This is a genomic window from Vibrio methylphosphonaticus (genome assembly GCF_023634655.1).
Taxonomy (GTDB): domain Bacteria; phylum Pseudomonadota; class Gammaproteobacteria; order Enterobacterales; family Vibrionaceae; genus Vibrio; species Vibrio methylphosphonaticus.
In genome coordinates this window covers 1-15,857 of the sequence record NZ_JAMKMS010000038.1, presented here as the reverse complement: position 1 = coordinate 15,857, position 15,857 = coordinate 1, and the positions used below count along the sequence as shown (strand labels likewise).

16 protein-coding genes and 1 tRNA gene are annotated in these 15,857 nt (G+C 45.1%); 7 read left to right on the top strand and 10 right to left on the bottom strand.

The features are described from left to right. Nucleotides 1-208: 208 nt before the first annotated feature. Nucleotides 209-667, bottom strand: coding sequence for an EVE domain-containing protein (locus tag M9196_RS22820; protein WP_250619800.1), 459 nt, complete (start codon nt 665-667; stop codon nt 209-211). Nucleotides 668-708: 41 nt separating this feature from the next. On the opposite strand from M9196_RS22820, the gene M9196_RS22815 reads away from it, so the two are divergent. Both M9196_RS22815 and M9196_RS22810 read left to right on the top strand, forming a co-directional pair. Then, nucleotides 709-1,737, top strand: a complete 1,029-nt coding sequence (locus M9196_RS22815; protein ID WP_250619799.1) for a COG3650 family protein — start codon at nt 709-711, stop codon at nt 1,735-1,737. Between the two features lie 2 nt (nt 1,738-1,739). Continuing rightward, nucleotides 1,740-2,372 (top strand): tRNA-uridine aminocarboxypropyltransferase, encoded by a 633-nt coding sequence (locus tag M9196_RS22810; protein ID WP_250619798.1) that lies wholly within the window; start codon nt 1,740-1,742, stop codon nt 2,370-2,372. A gap of 126 nt (nt 2,373-2,498) precedes the next feature. On the opposite strand, the gene yigB is transcribed toward M9196_RS22810, so the two are convergent. The 6 genes from yigB to lptM form a co-directional block, all read right to left on the bottom strand. Then, complete coding sequence (gene yigB / locus M9196_RS22805) at nt 2,499-3,215, bottom strand: 5-amino-6-(5-phospho-D-ribitylamino)uracil phosphatase YigB (RefSeq protein WP_250619801.1); 717 nt, start codon at nt 3,213-3,215, stop codon at nt 2,499-2,501. Nucleotides 3,216-3,225: 10 nt separating this feature from the next. Continuing rightward, nucleotides 3,226-4,143, bottom strand: coding sequence for a tyrosine recombinase XerC (xerC, locus tag M9196_RS22800; protein WP_250619797.1), 918 nt, complete (start codon nt 4,141-4,143; stop codon nt 3,226-3,228). Next, nucleotides 4,121-4,822, bottom strand: a complete 702-nt coding sequence (locus M9196_RS22795; RefSeq protein ID WP_250619796.1) for a DUF484 family protein — start codon at nt 4,820-4,822, stop codon at nt 4,121-4,123. The genes xerC and M9196_RS22795 overlap by 23 nt, the downstream gene beginning before the upstream one ends. A 122-nt stretch (nt 4,823-4,944) precedes the next feature. After that, the gene (gene dapF / locus M9196_RS22790) at nt 4,945-5,775 is read right to left on the bottom strand and encodes a diaminopimelate epimerase (RefSeq protein ID WP_250619795.1); all 831 of its coding nucleotides are present in this window, start codon (nt 5,773-5,775) and stop codon (nt 4,945-4,947) included. A gap of 10 nt (nt 5,776-5,785) precedes the next feature. Continuing rightward, nucleotides 5,786-7,039, bottom strand: a complete 1,254-nt coding sequence (gene lysA / locus M9196_RS22785) for a diaminopimelate decarboxylase (RefSeq protein ID WP_250619794.1) — start codon at nt 7,037-7,039, stop codon at nt 5,786-5,788. Nucleotides 7,040-7,069: 30 nt separating this feature from the next. Further along, on the bottom strand, nt 7,070-7,189 hold the full coding sequence (gene lptM, locus M9196_RS23770; RefSeq protein ID WP_428754851.1) for an LPS translocon maturation chaperone LptM: 120 nt from the start codon (nt 7,187-7,189) through the stop codon (nt 7,070-7,072). 74 nt (nt 7,190-7,263) lie between these two features. On the opposite strand from lptM, the gene cyaY reads away from it, so the two are divergent. Beyond that, nucleotides 7,264-7,578 (top strand): iron donor protein CyaY, encoded by a 315-nt coding sequence (gene cyaY / locus M9196_RS22775; protein WP_250619793.1) that lies wholly within the window; start codon nt 7,264-7,266, stop codon nt 7,576-7,578. On the opposite strand, the gene M9196_RS22770 is transcribed toward cyaY, so the two are convergent. Then, a complete protein-coding gene (locus M9196_RS22770; protein ID WP_250619792.1) occupies nt 7,575-10,106 on the bottom strand; it encodes a class I adenylate cyclase in 2,532 nt (843 codons plus the stop codon). The genes cyaY and M9196_RS22770 overlap by 4 nt on opposite strands. Before the next feature lie 342 nt (nt 10,107-10,448). Here M9196_RS22770 and hemC point away from each other — a divergent pair, with 342 nt between their 5' ends. The 4 genes from hemC to M9196_RS22750 are packed head-to-tail and all read left to right on the top strand — an operon-like array spanning nt 10,449 to nt 14,501. Then, the gene (hemC, locus tag M9196_RS22765; RefSeq protein WP_250619791.1) at nt 10,449-11,387 is read left to right on the top strand and encodes a hydroxymethylbilane synthase; all 939 of its coding nucleotides are present in this window, start codon (nt 10,449-10,451) and stop codon (nt 11,385-11,387) included. Nucleotides 11,388-11,393: 6 nt separating this feature from the next. After that, on the top strand, nt 11,394-12,152 hold the full coding sequence (locus M9196_RS22760; RefSeq protein WP_250619790.1) for a uroporphyrinogen-III synthase: 759 nt from the start codon (nt 11,394-11,396) through the stop codon (nt 12,150-12,152). After that, nucleotides 12,136-13,323, top strand: a complete 1,188-nt coding sequence (locus M9196_RS22755; protein ID WP_250619789.1) for a uroporphyrinogen-III C-methyltransferase — start codon at nt 12,136-12,138, stop codon at nt 13,321-13,323. Before M9196_RS22760 ends, M9196_RS22755 begins: the two co-directional genes overlap by 17 nt. Beyond that, nucleotides 13,323-14,501: a heme biosynthesis protein HemY gene (locus M9196_RS22750; RefSeq protein WP_250619788.1), complete on the top strand. Its 1,179-nt coding sequence runs from the start codon at nt 13,323-13,325 to the stop codon at nt 14,499-14,501. Before M9196_RS22755 ends, M9196_RS22750 begins: the two co-directional genes overlap by 1 nt. Before the next feature lie 57 nt (nt 14,502-14,558). On the opposite strand, the gene M9196_RS22745 is transcribed toward M9196_RS22750, so the two are convergent. Together M9196_RS22745 and M9196_RS22740 are read right to left on the bottom strand one after the other, a co-directional pair. Further along, nucleotides 14,559-15,554, bottom strand: coding sequence for a phosphotransferase (locus M9196_RS22745; RefSeq protein WP_250619787.1), 996 nt, complete (start codon nt 15,552-15,554; stop codon nt 14,559-14,561). A gap of 158 nt (nt 15,555-15,712) precedes the next feature. Beyond that, nucleotides 15,713-15,803 (bottom strand) — tRNA-Ser (locus tag M9196_RS22740). Between the last annotated feature and the right edge of the window lie 54 nt (nt 15,804-15,857).

The following is a 15,857-nucleotide window of genomic DNA, read 5'->3' as shown; positions in this document are numbered from 1 at the left end:
CCTGTTTAGAGCATAGGAGTATTTACCATGAACTATGCCCTTTAGCTCATGGATGACTTTACTAGCATTGAGCAATGATCCAAATCATCCCACCATTCTTAGACCCTTAGACCCTTAGACGTTAACCTCACGGCCCCTCATTCGTCCCCAACTATAGCGCATTGGTGATTTAGGGCATTGGCGATTAGCGCATTGATGATTTTCGCCATTATCGAGCGACACGATGCTGAATCGCCTGCCACTGTTCCGGTAACACAGGCATCACTGATAATCGGTTACCTCGCTTCACCAATGGCATGTCACTCAACTCGGGCATCGCTTTTAAGGTGCTCAGAGGGAGTACACGATTGAACTTTTCGACAAATTCAATATCTACCATTAACCAACGTGGATTATCTCGTGTCGATTTTGGGTCGTAGTAATCACTTTCCGGATCAAACTGAAAATGGTCGACGTAAGCCGCCTTAGTAATAAGGGCAACACCTGCAACACCAATTGTTTTGCAAGACGAATGATAAATAAGCACATGATCCCCGACCTTCATTTCGTCTCGTATCATGTTCCGAGCCTGATAATTGCGTACGCCTTCCCAACATGAAGTGCCTTGTACACGCAATGTATCAATAGAAAATTCATCTGGCTCTGTTTTGAATAACCAATATGCCATAATAGTCCTTACTTAAATCTACTGACGAAGGGAAGTATCCAATGAAAATGTCACGACTGTCATTCGCCGTTCCACTGGTATTAATACTGCAAGCGTGCTCATCTTTCAACACAACGTCAAATGAGTCGGCCACTAGCCAGCCTAAAGCGGAGCTTTCTCGTCCAGAAACGATTACCCCACAAAGCTACGTCATTAGAGGACAAGCTATTGTCGGTCATGAATCTCGAACCATCCAGCCATGTGGCAGTACGCAACAGTATTGGCTTGAACTGCCAAAAGAGGCGCGAGAAGCGGCAGAGAAGCTGTCTCGCACCCCCTACCAGGCTCTTTATGCGGAAGTGATTGGTCACTTAGAAGCGCCGAGCCACCGCGGGTTTGATTCTGATTACACTGGTCGATTTGTTGTTAAACAAGTCAACCTTATCACAGCAGAGAACCCTAACCGCTGTGACCAACCGTTGCGACCTACTCAAGTGTTAGGTAATGAGCCATTTTGGAATTTGAAGTTCAATACCGCACAAGTGGCCCAATTTAGCCAAATGGGTAATGACCCTCAAACACTGGAGCTTGAGTCCAAACAAATCACCCAAAACACCCGTCGTTATGAGTTTGATGATGCCAATCTCACGATGACAAATAAACTCTGTAACGACACCATGAGCGACAGTGTTTATGGGTGGAGCGCCGCCTTAGTGATGGACGATCAACCTCGTCAAGGATGTGCGACCGTATCCAACCGTGATCGCACCCTAAACTGGGTCAACACCTATACTGCACAATCAACAGAAAACACTGGTTTTACGGTCTCCATGACTCTTAACGCCGATCACACGGCCATTACTCGCTACGATTACGCCGACCAATCTCCTGCTACAGAAGAGCGCGGGTTTTGGCAGCAACTTAATGATCAACAAGTACAAGTGGTAATGACTCGCCACCAGCAGCAGTACTTAGTGTCTCAGCGTATCTTTACCCGAGAAGAAAGTTCACTGGTCGCGACGGAAGAAAAGGTAGGGAACATCCTCTATCCAATTAGTAATGGTGGCCTAAGACTGTATAAGAACCAATAGAAATGAATCAACCTCCATACCTAGCTACAACGTGTGTACGTTGTGGCTTTCAACATAACTGTTACTGCGATGCGATCCCTACGATCACGAGTGATCTTACCGTCACGCTATTGACCCACCCTAATGAAACGAAGCGTGCCACCAATACAGGACAAATCGTCAAGCAATTATTGCCCAATACCCATATTGATATATGGCAACGAAAAGGTCCGATCCCGTCGTATATCGCATCTCAAGAACGCCTCTCTGTGCGCGAAAGTGAATTAGAACCTACCACTCCTGTCTTAGTGTTTCCTTCAGAAAGTAGTGTTCCTCTGGCTCAATGGCAATCACAGCATCCACGTGGGAGCCACTTCATTTTGTTAGATGCCACTTGGCAAGAAGCAAAGAAGATGTTGAACAGAAGTGAATGGTTACAAGCACTCCCTCAAGTCAGCATCACCGCGCCGGAGTCTTCACAATACCAACTTAGACGAAACCAACAAAGTGGTAACCTGTGCACCTTTGAGGTCGTCGCTCAGATGATCAACGAATTGGAAAGTGACAAAACAGCGCGAACAATGCTCGCTTTTTTTAAAGACTACCTAGCAAGGTATCAAGCCGAACGCTGTGGTCATCGTTTAGACAAGCCATAAATAAACCGACTTTGATGTAAAGAGAAAGGCTGGGGACGAAAATGAGATTCTTATTCGCTGCATAATCAGAGCCTTAAACCACTCAAAATTTTAAGCCACGAATAAGAATACAACGCCTCTTCGGCGCTATACCAAAGCCAGCAATGAGGTTAATTGGTTAATTTCGATATCCGGTAAGATTTTTAGCCGAGGCGTTGCTCTCGCACTTTTTGCTTGGTCATTGAACCAGCACGCACTAAAACCGTGTCGTTTGGCTCCCAATACATCCGTAATAACATGATCACCAACATGCAATATATGCTGCCGCTCGACATTAAGGTGTGCGGCAGCTTTAGCAAACATATCTTCATGCGGTTTTGCCCGCCCATCGGGGCCGGCTTTGAGCACCAATGAAAAGTATCGCGCTAAGCCGATAGTCTCCACATTGACGTTACCATTAGTGATCGCCAGCAATGGCATAGTTTGACTCAAACGCTGCAAAACCTGATGTGTTTCATGTGGAACATCGAAATCGCTGCGCCAAAGAAGTACTCGCTGAATTAATTCATCAGCCGCGATCTGTGCGTTTGGCCTATCGTAACCCAAATGCATTAACCCCTGTAAAACCTGCTGCTGACGCCACTGAGTCACGTCATGCTTTAACTCATGGTTTTGCTTAAGCAACTGAAACTTAAAGGCTTGCCACTGTGTTTTATCCCAACGCTGACTAATGGGGTGCTGAGAATACAGCCACTGTGATGCTTGCTCCTCAACCTTACGGATCACGGGGTGATTGTCATATAAGGTATCATCAAGATCGAATGTCATCGCCTTAATCGTCGGCACACTACGGTAAAAATGCATCATTCAGTCCTTAGTTTTTCTTTTTTGCACGGGGATGAGCCTGATCATAAGCTTGCGCCAAATGCTGAAAGTCTAAGTGGGTATATATCTGAGTCGTCGAGATATTTTCATGACCTAATAACTCTTGTACGGCACGTAAGTTATTACTCGACTCTAGCATGTGGGTTGCAAAAGAGTGGCGCAACTTATGTGGACTAACATGGCTAGCAAGAGACTGTTTTTGTCCCCATTCCGCCATTCTTTTTTGTACACTTCGATGGGAGATTCGCGTCCCTAATTTTGAGACAAATAACGCAGGTTCCCCAGATTTGGCAATGCTGCCGCGCAGCTTGAGCCATTTCTTTGCCCACTCAACGGCTTGACCGGAGAAAGGGACCTTCCGTTCTTTATCCCCTTTACCAATCACACGGATCTCACCACTGGACATACTCAAGTGCTTTACATCGATGCCGACAAGTTCCGCTAAACGCAGCCCGGCACCATACATCATCTCCATAATCGCTCGGTCACGAACGGCTAACGGATCCTCTTCGTTGACTTCGAGCAGTTGTGCCATTTCATCTACATCGAGATTTTTCGGTAGTGGGCGTTGCTTTCTTGGCGCGCTCACACCCTTAGCAGGGTTGGCACTCAACTCCCCACGAAGAATCAAAAAGTCAAAAAAGCTCCGCAGTGATGACAGACGAGTAGCAATACTGCTTGCTTTCATCCCTTCACGCATGCCTTTACCGGCCAATTGTCGCACCCAACCAGCATCGACTTGAGTCCAATCACTCACCCCCATCTCGTAAAGGTGTCCACCCATCGTCTCCAACTGTTGACGGTAATTTCGTTGAGTGTGGAGGCTGAGCCCTTTCTCACTGCGCAAATATTCGTAAAAACGCTCTAACGGTTTTTGCAAACCGTTAGGCAGTACTTGGTCTGACATTGTCTTCCTCAAGTTGACGCCACTCTAAACTTTCACACAGATACGACAATACCAAAGCAAGGTGTCTCAGGAACAACGTATCCATTTCAGGCTGGAAGTGGCCGCCATCTTCACTAGAAAAGATTAAAAAGCCTTGAGCAAATTGGCGTTTAAGGGGTAATACCACATATGAGCCAAGCTCTGGCACATTAGCATCACCAAATAGTAACTCTCTATCTGCCTTCCTCAACCGGCCGAGGTACGCATCTTTGCCGTTCAAATGGTTGGTGGTAAAGCGCTGCCAACTTTCCATTGATAGCGAGTCCCCACCTTTATCGGTATTAAGCAACTTTACGTAGCCTTTGAGGTTAAGATCATGTGCGGTTTGCGTAATCGCACTCATCACCCCTTGTAGATCACGACATTTCAGCAGGCTTTCTTGCAGCGACATAAACTCATAAAAGGTTTTATCATTGCGCGCAGCGAGCGACATGAGTGAGGTGATCTCTTCCTCTAATGCTTCAATTCGCTCACGGTGTCGCTGCAGTTGAATTCCAACCAATGAGACGGCGCCTTGTTGTTGGTGTGGCAGCGCCAACTTCTCGACTAAGGTTTCTCGACCTTTGAAAAAATCCGGATGATCTAATAAATACTGTGCTATCACTTCTGCAGTCAGGTGATCAGCTTCAAACTCAGACAAAATGCTTCCCTTTGATTCTTTGTCTCTACTTGTCGTTCATTAATGAAGACACGAAAAAATGGCGGGCCCGAAAACGGTGCCCGCCATTAGTATAATGGGTTATTGGTCAACTGGAAATTTGCTTAGCAGGAAATCTGCCCATCAAAAACATGGGTTGCGCTACCCGTCATAAATAATGGGTGCCCCTCACCTTGCCACGCAATCTTCAAATCCCCACCCGGGAGTCGAACCGTGACTTTCTCGTCCAGCAAACCTTGTACAATACCAACGGCAACCGCGCCACATGCGCCACTTCCGCAGGCTTGAGTTTCCCCAGCACCACGTTCGTAGACTCGAAGCTTAACCTCATTACGATTCACAACTTGCATAAATCCAGCGTTCACTCTCTCTGGAAAACGTTCATGTGATTCAAGTAATGGACCCAGCTTTTCGACATTGGCGGTATCGGTATCCTCAACCACCGTCACCACATGTGGATTCCCCATACTCACCGCACCGCAAAACAGAGTCTGCTCTTCGGCACGCATAATGTACGTTTTTTCTTTTTGCTTCGCTTTGAATGGGATTTTACTCGGTTCAAACTCAGGTTGACCCATATTAACGGTAACTAAGTCATTCTCTTCTAACTTGAGTACCATTTTCCCTTTCTTGGTGCTAACGCTAATGCTGTACTTATTGGTTAGCCCTTTCATCTGCACAAAGCGAGCAAAGCAACGCGCACCATTACCACATTGTTCTACTTCACTGCCATCGGCATTAAAAATGCGGTAATGAAAATCCGTTTCCGGATCGTAAGGCGCTTCAACGATTAATAGCTGATCAAACCCCACTCCCGTATGCCTATTCGCTAGGCGGCGAATGAGATCTGGCGAGAAAAACACATTCTGAGTAATACAGTCTACGACCATAAAATCATTACCCAATCCGTGCATTTTAGAAAAATGGAAATGCATAGTTGTTTCTTTACTCCGGTAAGATACTCTCAAGTTCCCACAGACTCGCCAGTGTTTCACGCTGACGCACAAGATGAGACTGGTTACCGTCTACCATCACTTCAGCGACTCGAGGTCGTGTATTATAATTCGATGACATCACAAAACCGTAAGCGCCAGCAGAACGTACCGCTAACAAATCATTTTGCTCCAATACCAATGCTCGATCTTTACCGATAAAGTCACCCGTTTCACAAATTGGACCGACTAAATCGTAACTGACTGCTTCACCCTGGCGAGGGATAACAGGAATAATGTCTTGCCAAGCTTGATATAACGCTGGACGCATCAGGTCATTCATTGCCGCATCGACAATGGCAAAATTTTTGTGTTCGGTATGCTTTAGGAACTCAACTTTTGTCAATAACACCCCGGCATTGGCTGCGATAGCGCGTCCAGGTTCAAAGATGAGCTCCAATTCAGGATGATTGTCCAATCTTGCTAGCAAGGCTTTTGCGTAGTCCGACGGTTGCGGCGGAAGTTCATCACGATACACAACCCCTAACCCGCCACCAACATCAAGATGACGAATGTTGACACCATCTTCGCGCAGCTGATCAATTAATGCTAACAGTCTATCCGTCGCATCGATAAAAGGTTCAATATCAGTGAGCTGAGAACCGATATGACAATCAATGCCTTGCACCGACAGGTGCGTTAAGCTCAAGGCAAACTTATACACATCTGGTGCACGATCAAAAGCAATACCAAACTTGTTATCACGCAGGCCCGTGGAAATATAAGGGTGAGTGTGGGCGTCAACATCCGGGTTGATTCGAAGAGAAATTGGGGCAACAACATCAAGCTCACTTGCTACCTGATTTAAACGCTCCAGTTCCGGCTCTGATTCCACGTTAAAACACTTAATTCCGAGCTCTAAAGCTCGACGCATTTCTTGAGCCGTTTTACCGACGCCAGAAAAAACCACTTTAGCCGGATCACCACCAGCAGCAACAACACGCTCTAGCTCTCCACCAGAAACAATGTCAAATCCAGAACCAAGGCGTGCCAATGTATTAAGTACGCCTAAATTGGAGTTCGCCTTTACCGCGTAGCAAACTAAATGTGGGTGTTCACCAACTGACTTATCAAACGCATTCCAATGGCGTTCAAGCGTCGCTCGAGAGTAAACATATAGTGGTGTGCCGTATTGATTAGCAAGTTGTGTTAGTGACGTATTTTCAGCCCATAGCTGGCCATCGTCCTGATAGTTGAAGTAATCCAAATCGAGTATTCCTTTAAAATATGGCGATGACTATTGTGTCTGCTCTGTTGCCGGGGCTTCATCAGCAGGCATATATAGTGGACCCGTTTGCCCACAGCCAGCTAACATTACTGCCACAAGCATAAATATTGCTGTGATCGTCTTTTTCATTTTGCATATCGTGATTATTAATTCAATGCCCCCTATAATCGCACCACGAAATAGAAAAGCAATAGGATAACAAAATGAACGACACGGAATTTCACCAACTCGTCGATGCTCAAATGCAAATAATTGAAGAAGCTATCGATGATTCTGGTGCAGACATCGATTATGAGGTCTCAGGTAATGTCATGACGCTGGAATTTGAAAACCGCAGCCAGATCATCATTAATCGCCAAGAGCCAATGCATGAAATCTGGCTCGCGTCTAAATCGGGTGGCTTTCACTTTAAGTGGATAGAGGGCAACTGGATCTGTTCTCGCTCAGGCGAAGAACTTATGAAGATGGTTAAATCTGAATGCGAAAAGCATGCAGATGAAGACATTGAATGGACTTAGAGGTTTACTGCCTTTGACGTTCTTGAGTTGGGTGAAGCGTCATTTCGATAAGGGATGACATATGCTTCCCCTTCTTCTGGATGAATAATCTGGTAATACTGCGGCAAGTTAAAGTTAATTAGCTTATTCGTCATTCCGTCATTTTGATTGACGTTCGAGGTATAAAAACTATTTACGCTAGCGATCATCTCATCTTTGCTACCACGCATTTGATGATAAACCTCAACCTGATTCGATTCATCCAAGACAAAAATATTGAAGCCATTGTCGGTGTTTTCAAAGAAAAACTGAATCAAGCCTTCGCTCGCAAAACCATCCACGGCTTGAGGCAATTGAAATTCATCTTCTCGGTCAAGCATTAACAGCGGTGAACCTTGCAGCTTATTCGTTGAAATACTTCGATAAAAGTCCACCGAGTTTTCTAGCTTCTGAACCGAGACGCCTCGACGCTCAAAGAATAATCCATACATTTGTTTTGCCAATTTAATGGCTTTAAAACGACGGCGCTTCTCTTGGTCAACAGGTTTTAAGCGCATCTCAATGCACTCAGCTAACAGCTGGTAAATAGTATTTCGTAATACACCACGTAAATTTTTGCTATAGCAAAAAACATCCACAGATTCTGGAGGTAACGCATCTTGGTGCATTTTTCCTAAAATCGTTTTTAGCGCATCCAGCATCGCCGTCTCGCCCTTGAAATGCAGCGTTCGCACTTCATGCCATGAATTTCGATATACGAGATCCACAGAACCGACTAGGCTTTGACCATCTTCACCGAAACTAAAAATATCGACATTTTTTAAATCAATTTTCGACGATTTTCCTGACAACGTATTTGTAGGATCACTTTCAAAATTGATAAACATCGCTAGCTGACTGACTTCACATGGGCTCGCTAACGCTTGCATACTAGGACGACGCTTGCGAAGTGAGAAGGTGTTTCGCAGATCACTCACCATTTGATAGAACTTATCAATATCGATGTGCGCATCACGAACCACTGAATTTAAGTGTGTTGATTCCGTAATAAGGCCGTTAAAAAAGGCCCACGATACCAATTTACTCAAATATTCATTGTGCTGCAGTGCTGGTTGCCCTAGTAAGCGATGCGCAATCAATGGCTGCTTATACAAATACCAACCCGATTGATAACTCTTCCCTTCTTTCACCTCAATGAAGCTGAGATCGGGTTCGTGTAAATCAGGTGAGATCTGAGGATTCAATAACGTTACTTTACCTGGCAATACTTCAAACGCAGCATACAGCTTACGCGCCAAAATACTGATGTCTTGAGGGCTAATCGCCGAGGTAATGTCATTACGACGAGCAAACTGGATTAAGTTTCGGTAGCTCAGCATCAACGCGTCAAGTAAAGCGTTATGCACGACCATAACTTGCTCTACCTTCCAGTTACGTCGGTTATCAAGCTCTTCTAATACCGATTTTGGCCATTGCCATTCCGCCGTCATCAAACTTAGCGCTTCACGGCGCCAAGGCACGGAACCGACACCGGGCTCTCTAGAAAGCTTTTCATGGGTTTTTAGATAGAAGCAACGACGAACAAGATCGAGACGAGTATGATCGCCGATTCGCACTAAATAACGCGTGACTTTTTCCAGCATTAAATAATACGCATCCATCCCATAAAGGTCCGGCTCATGGGCAAAAAATCGACGCTTAGTATCAATACTCAATAACTGCGTATGCGGGTATTCCCATGAGTACGCTTCGAGAAGAATCGCTTTTAAAACCGACTTATAAGGTGAATCGATACTCTTGTATAGCTGCCATAAACTGGAACCAAAGTATTCTTCCGCTGGAATTCGATTCAGACGACCAAAATCAATCCACTCATCACAGTTGATGTAACCACCGTCGCAAAGTTGCGCGACATACTCATCGTAACACTCTTCCATTTCTGGAGGGACAATTTGCCACAACAAACGTTGTCCGCCCAATCGAACAGCAGAACGGTAAAACTCATCCAACAAAAGAAGGTGTTGAGACGAACCGCAATTATCGCCAGTCATCTCTTCTGAAACATTACTACGAAAACGTTCTTCATCCATCAAAAAGAAATTGGCTTCTACGCCAAGGCCTTGCGCCCAGTCCGTGATCAATAAACACTTATTACTGAGCTTTTCTCGTGCCTCGGTTGGCATACCTGGAGAGATACACACCCATATATCAAGATCGCTTGATGTACTTTGACCAATAGATGACGTACTGCCCATGGTATATAGACCAAGGATTTCTGTCTGATCGGGTGGAGGAAGTGGCTTACCCAGCGCTAACTGAATATCATCAATAAATTGCTGCTGAAGAGAATTCGATTCAAAACCATAAAGCCCACTAGGTGTAGAGCCTTCGAAATAGCCGGGAATAATGGGATGATTAAAATGAAATAACGCAGGAATAAGCTGGAATACACGCTGTCCTTGCAGATCCATAAGCGCCAGCGCGCGCTCAACACGCTGCTGATTAAGGTTATCTAGCCTCTGGATAAGAGTATCAGTGTAAGCCTGCAAAGGTTCTTCCTAAGTTGGATCCAACTGCTGATTCGCATGGATCTTAAACAATTACCGCCTAAAAACGTGATCAATGTAACACTTTTATGGTAACTGGTAAAGCAATACTCCGCTAGATAGCACGAGCATCAGAGCGGTTTACAGCAAGTGATTACAATGGGCCGAGCGCCGACAATTCTAACAGTAGTAGCGGCATCAAATGCGATTAATCTCACACTATTAGTAATCTTTGTGATATTAGACACAAGACCCTAATTGGCTAGCGGGGAAATCACTAATCATTTAATAGAGACAGTGATAGGATTAATCTCATTACCAAGATGAAATGCAAACGAGAACGACATGACTCAAGCAACACCTATTCGAATTGCTACCCGAAAAAGCCCGTTAGCCTTATGGCAAGCCCACTACGTGAAAGACGCACTGATCGCCGCTCACCCGGGCCTTGAAGTAGAACTCGTCACTATGGTTACCAAGGGCGATATTATCCTTGATACCCCACTGGCTAAAGTCGGTGGCAAAGGCTTATTCGTAAAAGAGCTCGAAGTCGCTATGCTTGAAGGTCGCGCTGATCTTGCGGTCCATTCAATGAAAGACGTCCCTGTCGATTTTCCTGAAGGACTTGGTCTAGTCACGATTTGTGAACGAGAAGACCCTCGCGACGCGTTTGTATCCAATACATATCAAGATTTAGACGCCCTTCCAAAAGGGTCGGTGGTAGGCACTTGTAGCCTCCGTCGCCAATGCCAGATTAAAGAGCTTCGTCCTGACATCGAGATTAAAGAGCTCCGCGGCAACGTAGGTACTCGTTTAGGAAAGCTCGATAACGGAGACTATGACGCCATTATCCTTGCAGCTGCAGGGCTTAAACGTCTGAAGCTGGAATCAAGAATTCGTAGCTTTATTGAGCCAGAGGTATCATTACCAGCTGTCGGTCAAGGCGCGGTTGGCATTGAATGTCGTCTCGATGATCAAAGATTAATCGACCTCTTGCAGCCACTTAACCACAAAGATACCGCAGATCGCGTTCTGTGTGAGCGAGCAATGAATCTGACATTAGAAGGCGGATGCCAAGTTCCTATCGGCAGCTACTCATTGCTTGATGGTGATGACATCTGGCTACGAGCTTTAGTCGGTGAACCTGACGGTTCTGTGATTGTTCGCGGGGAAATTCACGGTAAACGCACAGACGCAGAGGCTCTTGGCATCCAGCTTGCCAATCAGCTGTTAGACCAAGGAGCAAAAGACATCCTAGAAAAACTCTATCAAGATCACGAGTAGCTATCGATGAAAGTGCTAGTAACACGCCCCGGTACGCAAGGGGTTGAACTATGCGAACTCATTAAAAAGGTGGGGGGCACTGCTCTCCACCACCCTCTTATTGATATCATACCTTGTAAGCCTAATGGCAATTTTATCCATCAGATTCAAAATGCTGACATCATTATCGCCGTCAGTCAGCATGCTGTCATCAACGCCCATCACACCCTACTAGAATCTGGTAGTACATGGCCTGCAAACCGAATTTATCTTGGGGTTGGTCAAAAAACCGCACATGAATTAAGCAATACTTGTAAACAAAACGTACACTACCCGACAACAAGTGATAGCGAAAATCTGCTGAAGCTACCTGAATTAATGGATATTTCTGGAAAAACCATCATTATCCTTCGAGGTAATGGCGGTCGTGAGTTAATTCATCAACAACTGACTCACCGAGGCGCTAAGGTGCGCTACCTAGAAGTTTATCAACGCCAATTTATCCCTATCTCTTCCAATGACTTGGATAAATGGCAATCATTGACACTTGAAACTATTATCGTAACAAGTGGTGAACAACTCGATTATTTGATCGCACAGACACCAGAGCCAGCACGCGCTTGGCTAACCCAATTAACGCTATTGGTTCCTAGCGAACGAATCGCTAAGTTTGCAAAGATGCACGAATTTCGCAACGTAATAACGACTAAAGGTGCGTCAAACTCAACAATACTTGCTGCTCTCCAGCGCTTAGATACAGGACTTAAGCATGACGAACAAAAATAAAGACGAGCAATCTCCGTCAAACGATCAACAAGACGTCAAGGCACTAGCCCCTGAGAATTCAACAACAGAATCTCAAGTCGACCCCGTCATAACAACGCCACCAACGCCCCCTTCATCGAAAGAGCCAGTGTTTGAAGAAAAACAAGGCAAGCGCGGAGTCAAATTGGGTGCTGTTGCTATTGTGGTTGCGGTCATTTTTGGCGGTGGACTCAGCTATCAAATGCAACAACAAACCAGTCACTATGAAAAACGCATCTCAGAGCTAGAGTCACAACTTCAGTCCACTCAAACCAGTGTTTCTAGTGATATGGAACAAATCAAAACGCAAACTCTAGAGCAAGCAAAGACGGTCACTCATAAAGCGGAAGTGCTCCTAGACCAACAACAAGAAAGTATTCAAAGTCTACAACTTGCCGTCGCAGACGTTAAAGGACGCCGCCCGAATGATTGGCTACTCGCTGAAGCCGACTATTTGGTCAAACTCGCTGGACGTAAGCTTTTCTTAGAGCATGATGTGGTGAGCGCTACTCGTCTTATGGAATCAGCTGATCAACGTATTGCGGCGCTTAATGACCCAAGCCTCGTTGCCTTAAGACAGTCAATGGCCAATGATATTACCAAACTTCGAATGGTTCCGCTCATCGATAGAGACGGCTTAGTGCTTCGCCTGACGTCCTTGCAGCAACAAGTTGATAGCCTTCCTCTTGCCAATGCAATACTGCCTGAAGCCCCAGAAGTCCAAAAACAACAAGTTTCAGGCGACATTTACGATTGGCAAGATAACTTGATGACCTCACTAAAGGGTTTCTCTGAGAATTTCATCACTTTCCGCTCGCGTGACGGTAACGTCATTCCTTTGCTTTCTCCATCTCAACACTTTTACCTTAGAGAAAATATTAAATCTAAAATTGAAACGGCTATTCGTGCCGTTTATCAAGAGCAAGGTGAGATCTACAAAGTATCATTACAAGCGGCTGAACAATGGTCGACATCTTTCTTCGACCAAGACAATGGCACTGTTAAAGAATTTGAAACCACCCTTAATAAGCTAACCTCCCAAAACATTCAAGTCGACTATCCAGTTAAGCTAGAAACCCAAGCTCAACTCTCTGACGTCATCACAGAGCGCCTTCGTCGTGAGGTCACCACAATCATTACGGAGGAGAAATAATGATTCGAATTCTATTTCTTTTCGCCGTTTTAGGTGCAGGACTCTTTGTTGGTACTCAATTTTCTGGGCAACAAGGCTATGTCTTAATATCAATAGCGAATAAGACCATTGAAATGAGTGTTACTACACTGGTCATTTTTGTTATTGCCACGCTGGCTGCGCTTTTTCTACTGGAATATATCGTAAAGAAAATTTTCTACACCAGTGTTTCTACCTTCAACTATTTTAGTGTCAGAAAAATGCGCCGCTCTCGTCGCTACACTAACGAAGGTATCATTAAGCTACTTGAAGGGGATTGGAAGGTAGCGGAGAAAAAGGTAACTCGTTGGGCAAATCATCATGACATGCCACTTTTATGCTATCTCGTAGCCTCGGAAGCTGCTCTTGGTCAAGGAGACAAGGCTAAGCGCGACCAGTACTTGGAGCTAGCAGCCAAGCAACCAGACTCTCAGCTTGCTGTTGACCTTACCAAAGCAAAACAGGCGGTCCGTGAGGAAGAATTCGAACTAGCATTACCAATATTGGAGTCATTAAAGCAGCAACACCCCAACAATACCATCGTGCTAAGTCTGCTTAAAACCACTTATCGCGCCTTGGAAGAATGGCAAGCGCTGTTAGATTTATTGCCAAAGCTTAAGAAAGCGAAAATGATAGATGAGCCTGAGATAAGCACACTTGAAGAACGTTCTCAGTGCGGCCTTTTAGAAGATGTTGCTTCCCAGCAAGGGAGTGAAGGGTTAATTGCTCATTGGGATAAGCTGCCAAGAAAGACACGTCAAAGTGCACATCTTGTCGGTTGCTTTACCAAGCAACTCATCGCGAGAAAATCGGATAGCGAAGCTTTTACTGTCATCAAAGAAGCGTTAAAGAAACAGCCTCATGATGAACTTTATATCCTTCTGCCGGAGCTTAACCTTCCGGATTCTCACCCTGCCATTGTGTTACTAGAGGACACACTTAAAAAGAACCCTAATAGTGCCAATGCACATAGTGCGCTTGCTCAGTTCTATTTCCGTGAAGAAAAGTGGGCAGACTCCCAAAGCCACTTAGAACAAGCGCTTTCAATACGCCCCAATGTCTCTGATTATGCGTATCTAGCAGACACACTAGAAAAACAAAACATGACAAAAGCGGCTGGAGAGGTTTCTCGTAAAGCCTTGACACTAATAGAGAAGTAAAGCCATCTTGCCAATGCAATGCCTCCCTCGTGGAGGCATTGTCATCTCTTGCGTCAATCATAGGCCATGACGCTCGAGAGCTCGATTTGTTAATGCCATGGTAAAGTCATTCACCTTCCAGTGTGTTGGACACCAGCCAAGTAAAAATCGCTGAAAGTCAGCCCATGCCACGTCAAAAAGTTCATTCCATGCACTGCATACCTTGGCTGCATCAACCTCGGGTTTGTGGCGCGTTAATGCCGCTTCTAGAGCCAGAAAATAACAAGACAAGTAAGGCGTAAGTGAGAGGTGTTTGTCTTCAAAATCAACCACGCTGGTTAGGAATAGGGCAACGTCTTTAACACCAATTCCAGCACCAACGTACTGGAAATCCACAGCAGAAACTCGCTCACCAGAAATATCAAAACAGAAATTGGCGAGCTTGGCATCTCCGTGAATTAAGGTTTGATAAGGACAGACTTCCATTCGCTTATCTAAAGTCGTCGCTGCACGCTGGTAGCGCTTATCCGTCATTACAGCAAGTTCATCAGGTCTAGTGGCTAAATGCCAATAGGAGCCTTGACTCCATAAGCCTTGAGGACGCTCCCCTAACCAAAATGCATGAAACTCTGCTAGCCAATTTAATACCGTAAAAATCTCTGTTTGAGTCGGCTTTGTGACTACACGGTCTCTTCCAATTTGATGAAGGTCTTGTAACAACAAGAAATAATGACTGTCACTCTCAGAACTCCCTATACATTTGGGAACCCAATCAACCGGCATTCTTTCAGCGTAGTGAGCATACCAATAAAATTCGACCTGGTAGGACTGTCGTTTACGCTGATGTGATAGTAACGTACTCCATCCTCTAGGATGATTTAGCGGTGCGAGGTCAGGGAGCTGGATATGCTTAACAATAAAACGGTTAGAGTGTTGAGCATTCTGGGCCTCCACTCGCAATAATTCACCATAACCGCCCCACAGTTGATGAATTTGTTGTACTGAATCAATATCGCAGCCCGACTCTAACAATGAAGAAATTTTTTGGTTTCGCCATACAACGTCCACATCCATATATTTATCACCTAAGCACACTCATGAAGCACTGATTGTAATAGCTGTAGATGCGATATCGAAGAAGTCTTTTGCACTAGGTTACATTAGGGAAAGATACGATGAGGTATATTTTAGATAGCAAAAAGCCCGCTGAAATCAGCGGGCTTTTCTAATAGTGGCGGAGGGATAGGGATTTGAACCCTAGAAGGGCTATTAACCCTTGCCGGTTTTCAAGACCGGTGCTTTCGACCACTCAGCCATCCCTCCGCAAATTGTTACCTATCTAAAGTCTTATCATATGCTTTAGTAGATATTTGTTCA

Excerpts from the sequence above, each read along its gene's own strand:
- M9196_RS22820 (WP_250619800.1), bottom strand. The coding sequence starts at position 667 with ATGGCATATTGGTTATTCAAAACAGAGCCAGATGAATTTTCTATTGAT.
- M9196_RS22815 (WP_250619799.1), top strand. The coding sequence starts at position 709 with ATGAAAATGTCACGACTGTCATTCGCCGTTCCACTGGTATTAATACTG.
- M9196_RS22810 (WP_250619798.1), top strand. The coding sequence starts at position 1,740 with ATGAATCAACCTCCATACCTAGCTACAACGTGTGTACGTTGTGGCTTT.
- yigB (WP_250619801.1), bottom strand. The coding sequence starts at position 3,215 with ATGCATTTTTACCGTAGTGTGCCGACGATTAAGGCGATGACATTCGAT.
- xerC (WP_250619797.1), bottom strand. The coding sequence starts at position 4,143 with ATGTCAGACCAAGTACTGCCTAACGGTTTGCAAAAACCGTTAGAGCGT.
- dapF (WP_250619795.1), bottom strand. The coding sequence starts at position 5,775 with ATGCATTTCCATTTTTCTAAAATGCACGGATTGGGTAATGATTTTATG.
- lptM (WP_428754851.1), bottom strand. The coding sequence starts at position 7,189 with ATGAAAAAGACGATCACAGCAATATTTATGCTTGTGGCAGTAATGTTA.
- cyaY (WP_250619793.1), top strand. The coding sequence starts at position 7,264 with ATGAACGACACGGAATTTCACCAACTCGTCGATGCTCAAATGCAAATA.
- hemC (WP_250619791.1), top strand. The coding sequence starts at position 10,449 with ATGACTCAAGCAACACCTATTCGAATTGCTACCCGAAAAAGCCCGTTA.
- M9196_RS22760 (WP_250619790.1), top strand. The coding sequence starts at position 11,394 with ATGAAAGTGCTAGTAACACGCCCCGGTACGCAAGGGGTTGAACTATGC.
- M9196_RS22755 (WP_250619789.1), top strand. The coding sequence starts at position 12,136 with ATGACGAACAAAAATAAAGACGAGCAATCTCCGTCAAACGATCAACAA.
- M9196_RS22750 (WP_250619788.1), top strand. The coding sequence starts at position 13,323 with ATGATTCGAATTCTATTTCTTTTCGCCGTTTTAGGTGCAGGACTCTTT.
- M9196_RS22745 (WP_250619787.1), bottom strand. The coding sequence starts at position 15,554 with ATGGATGTGGACGTTGTATGGCGAAACCAAAAAATTTCTTCATTGTTA.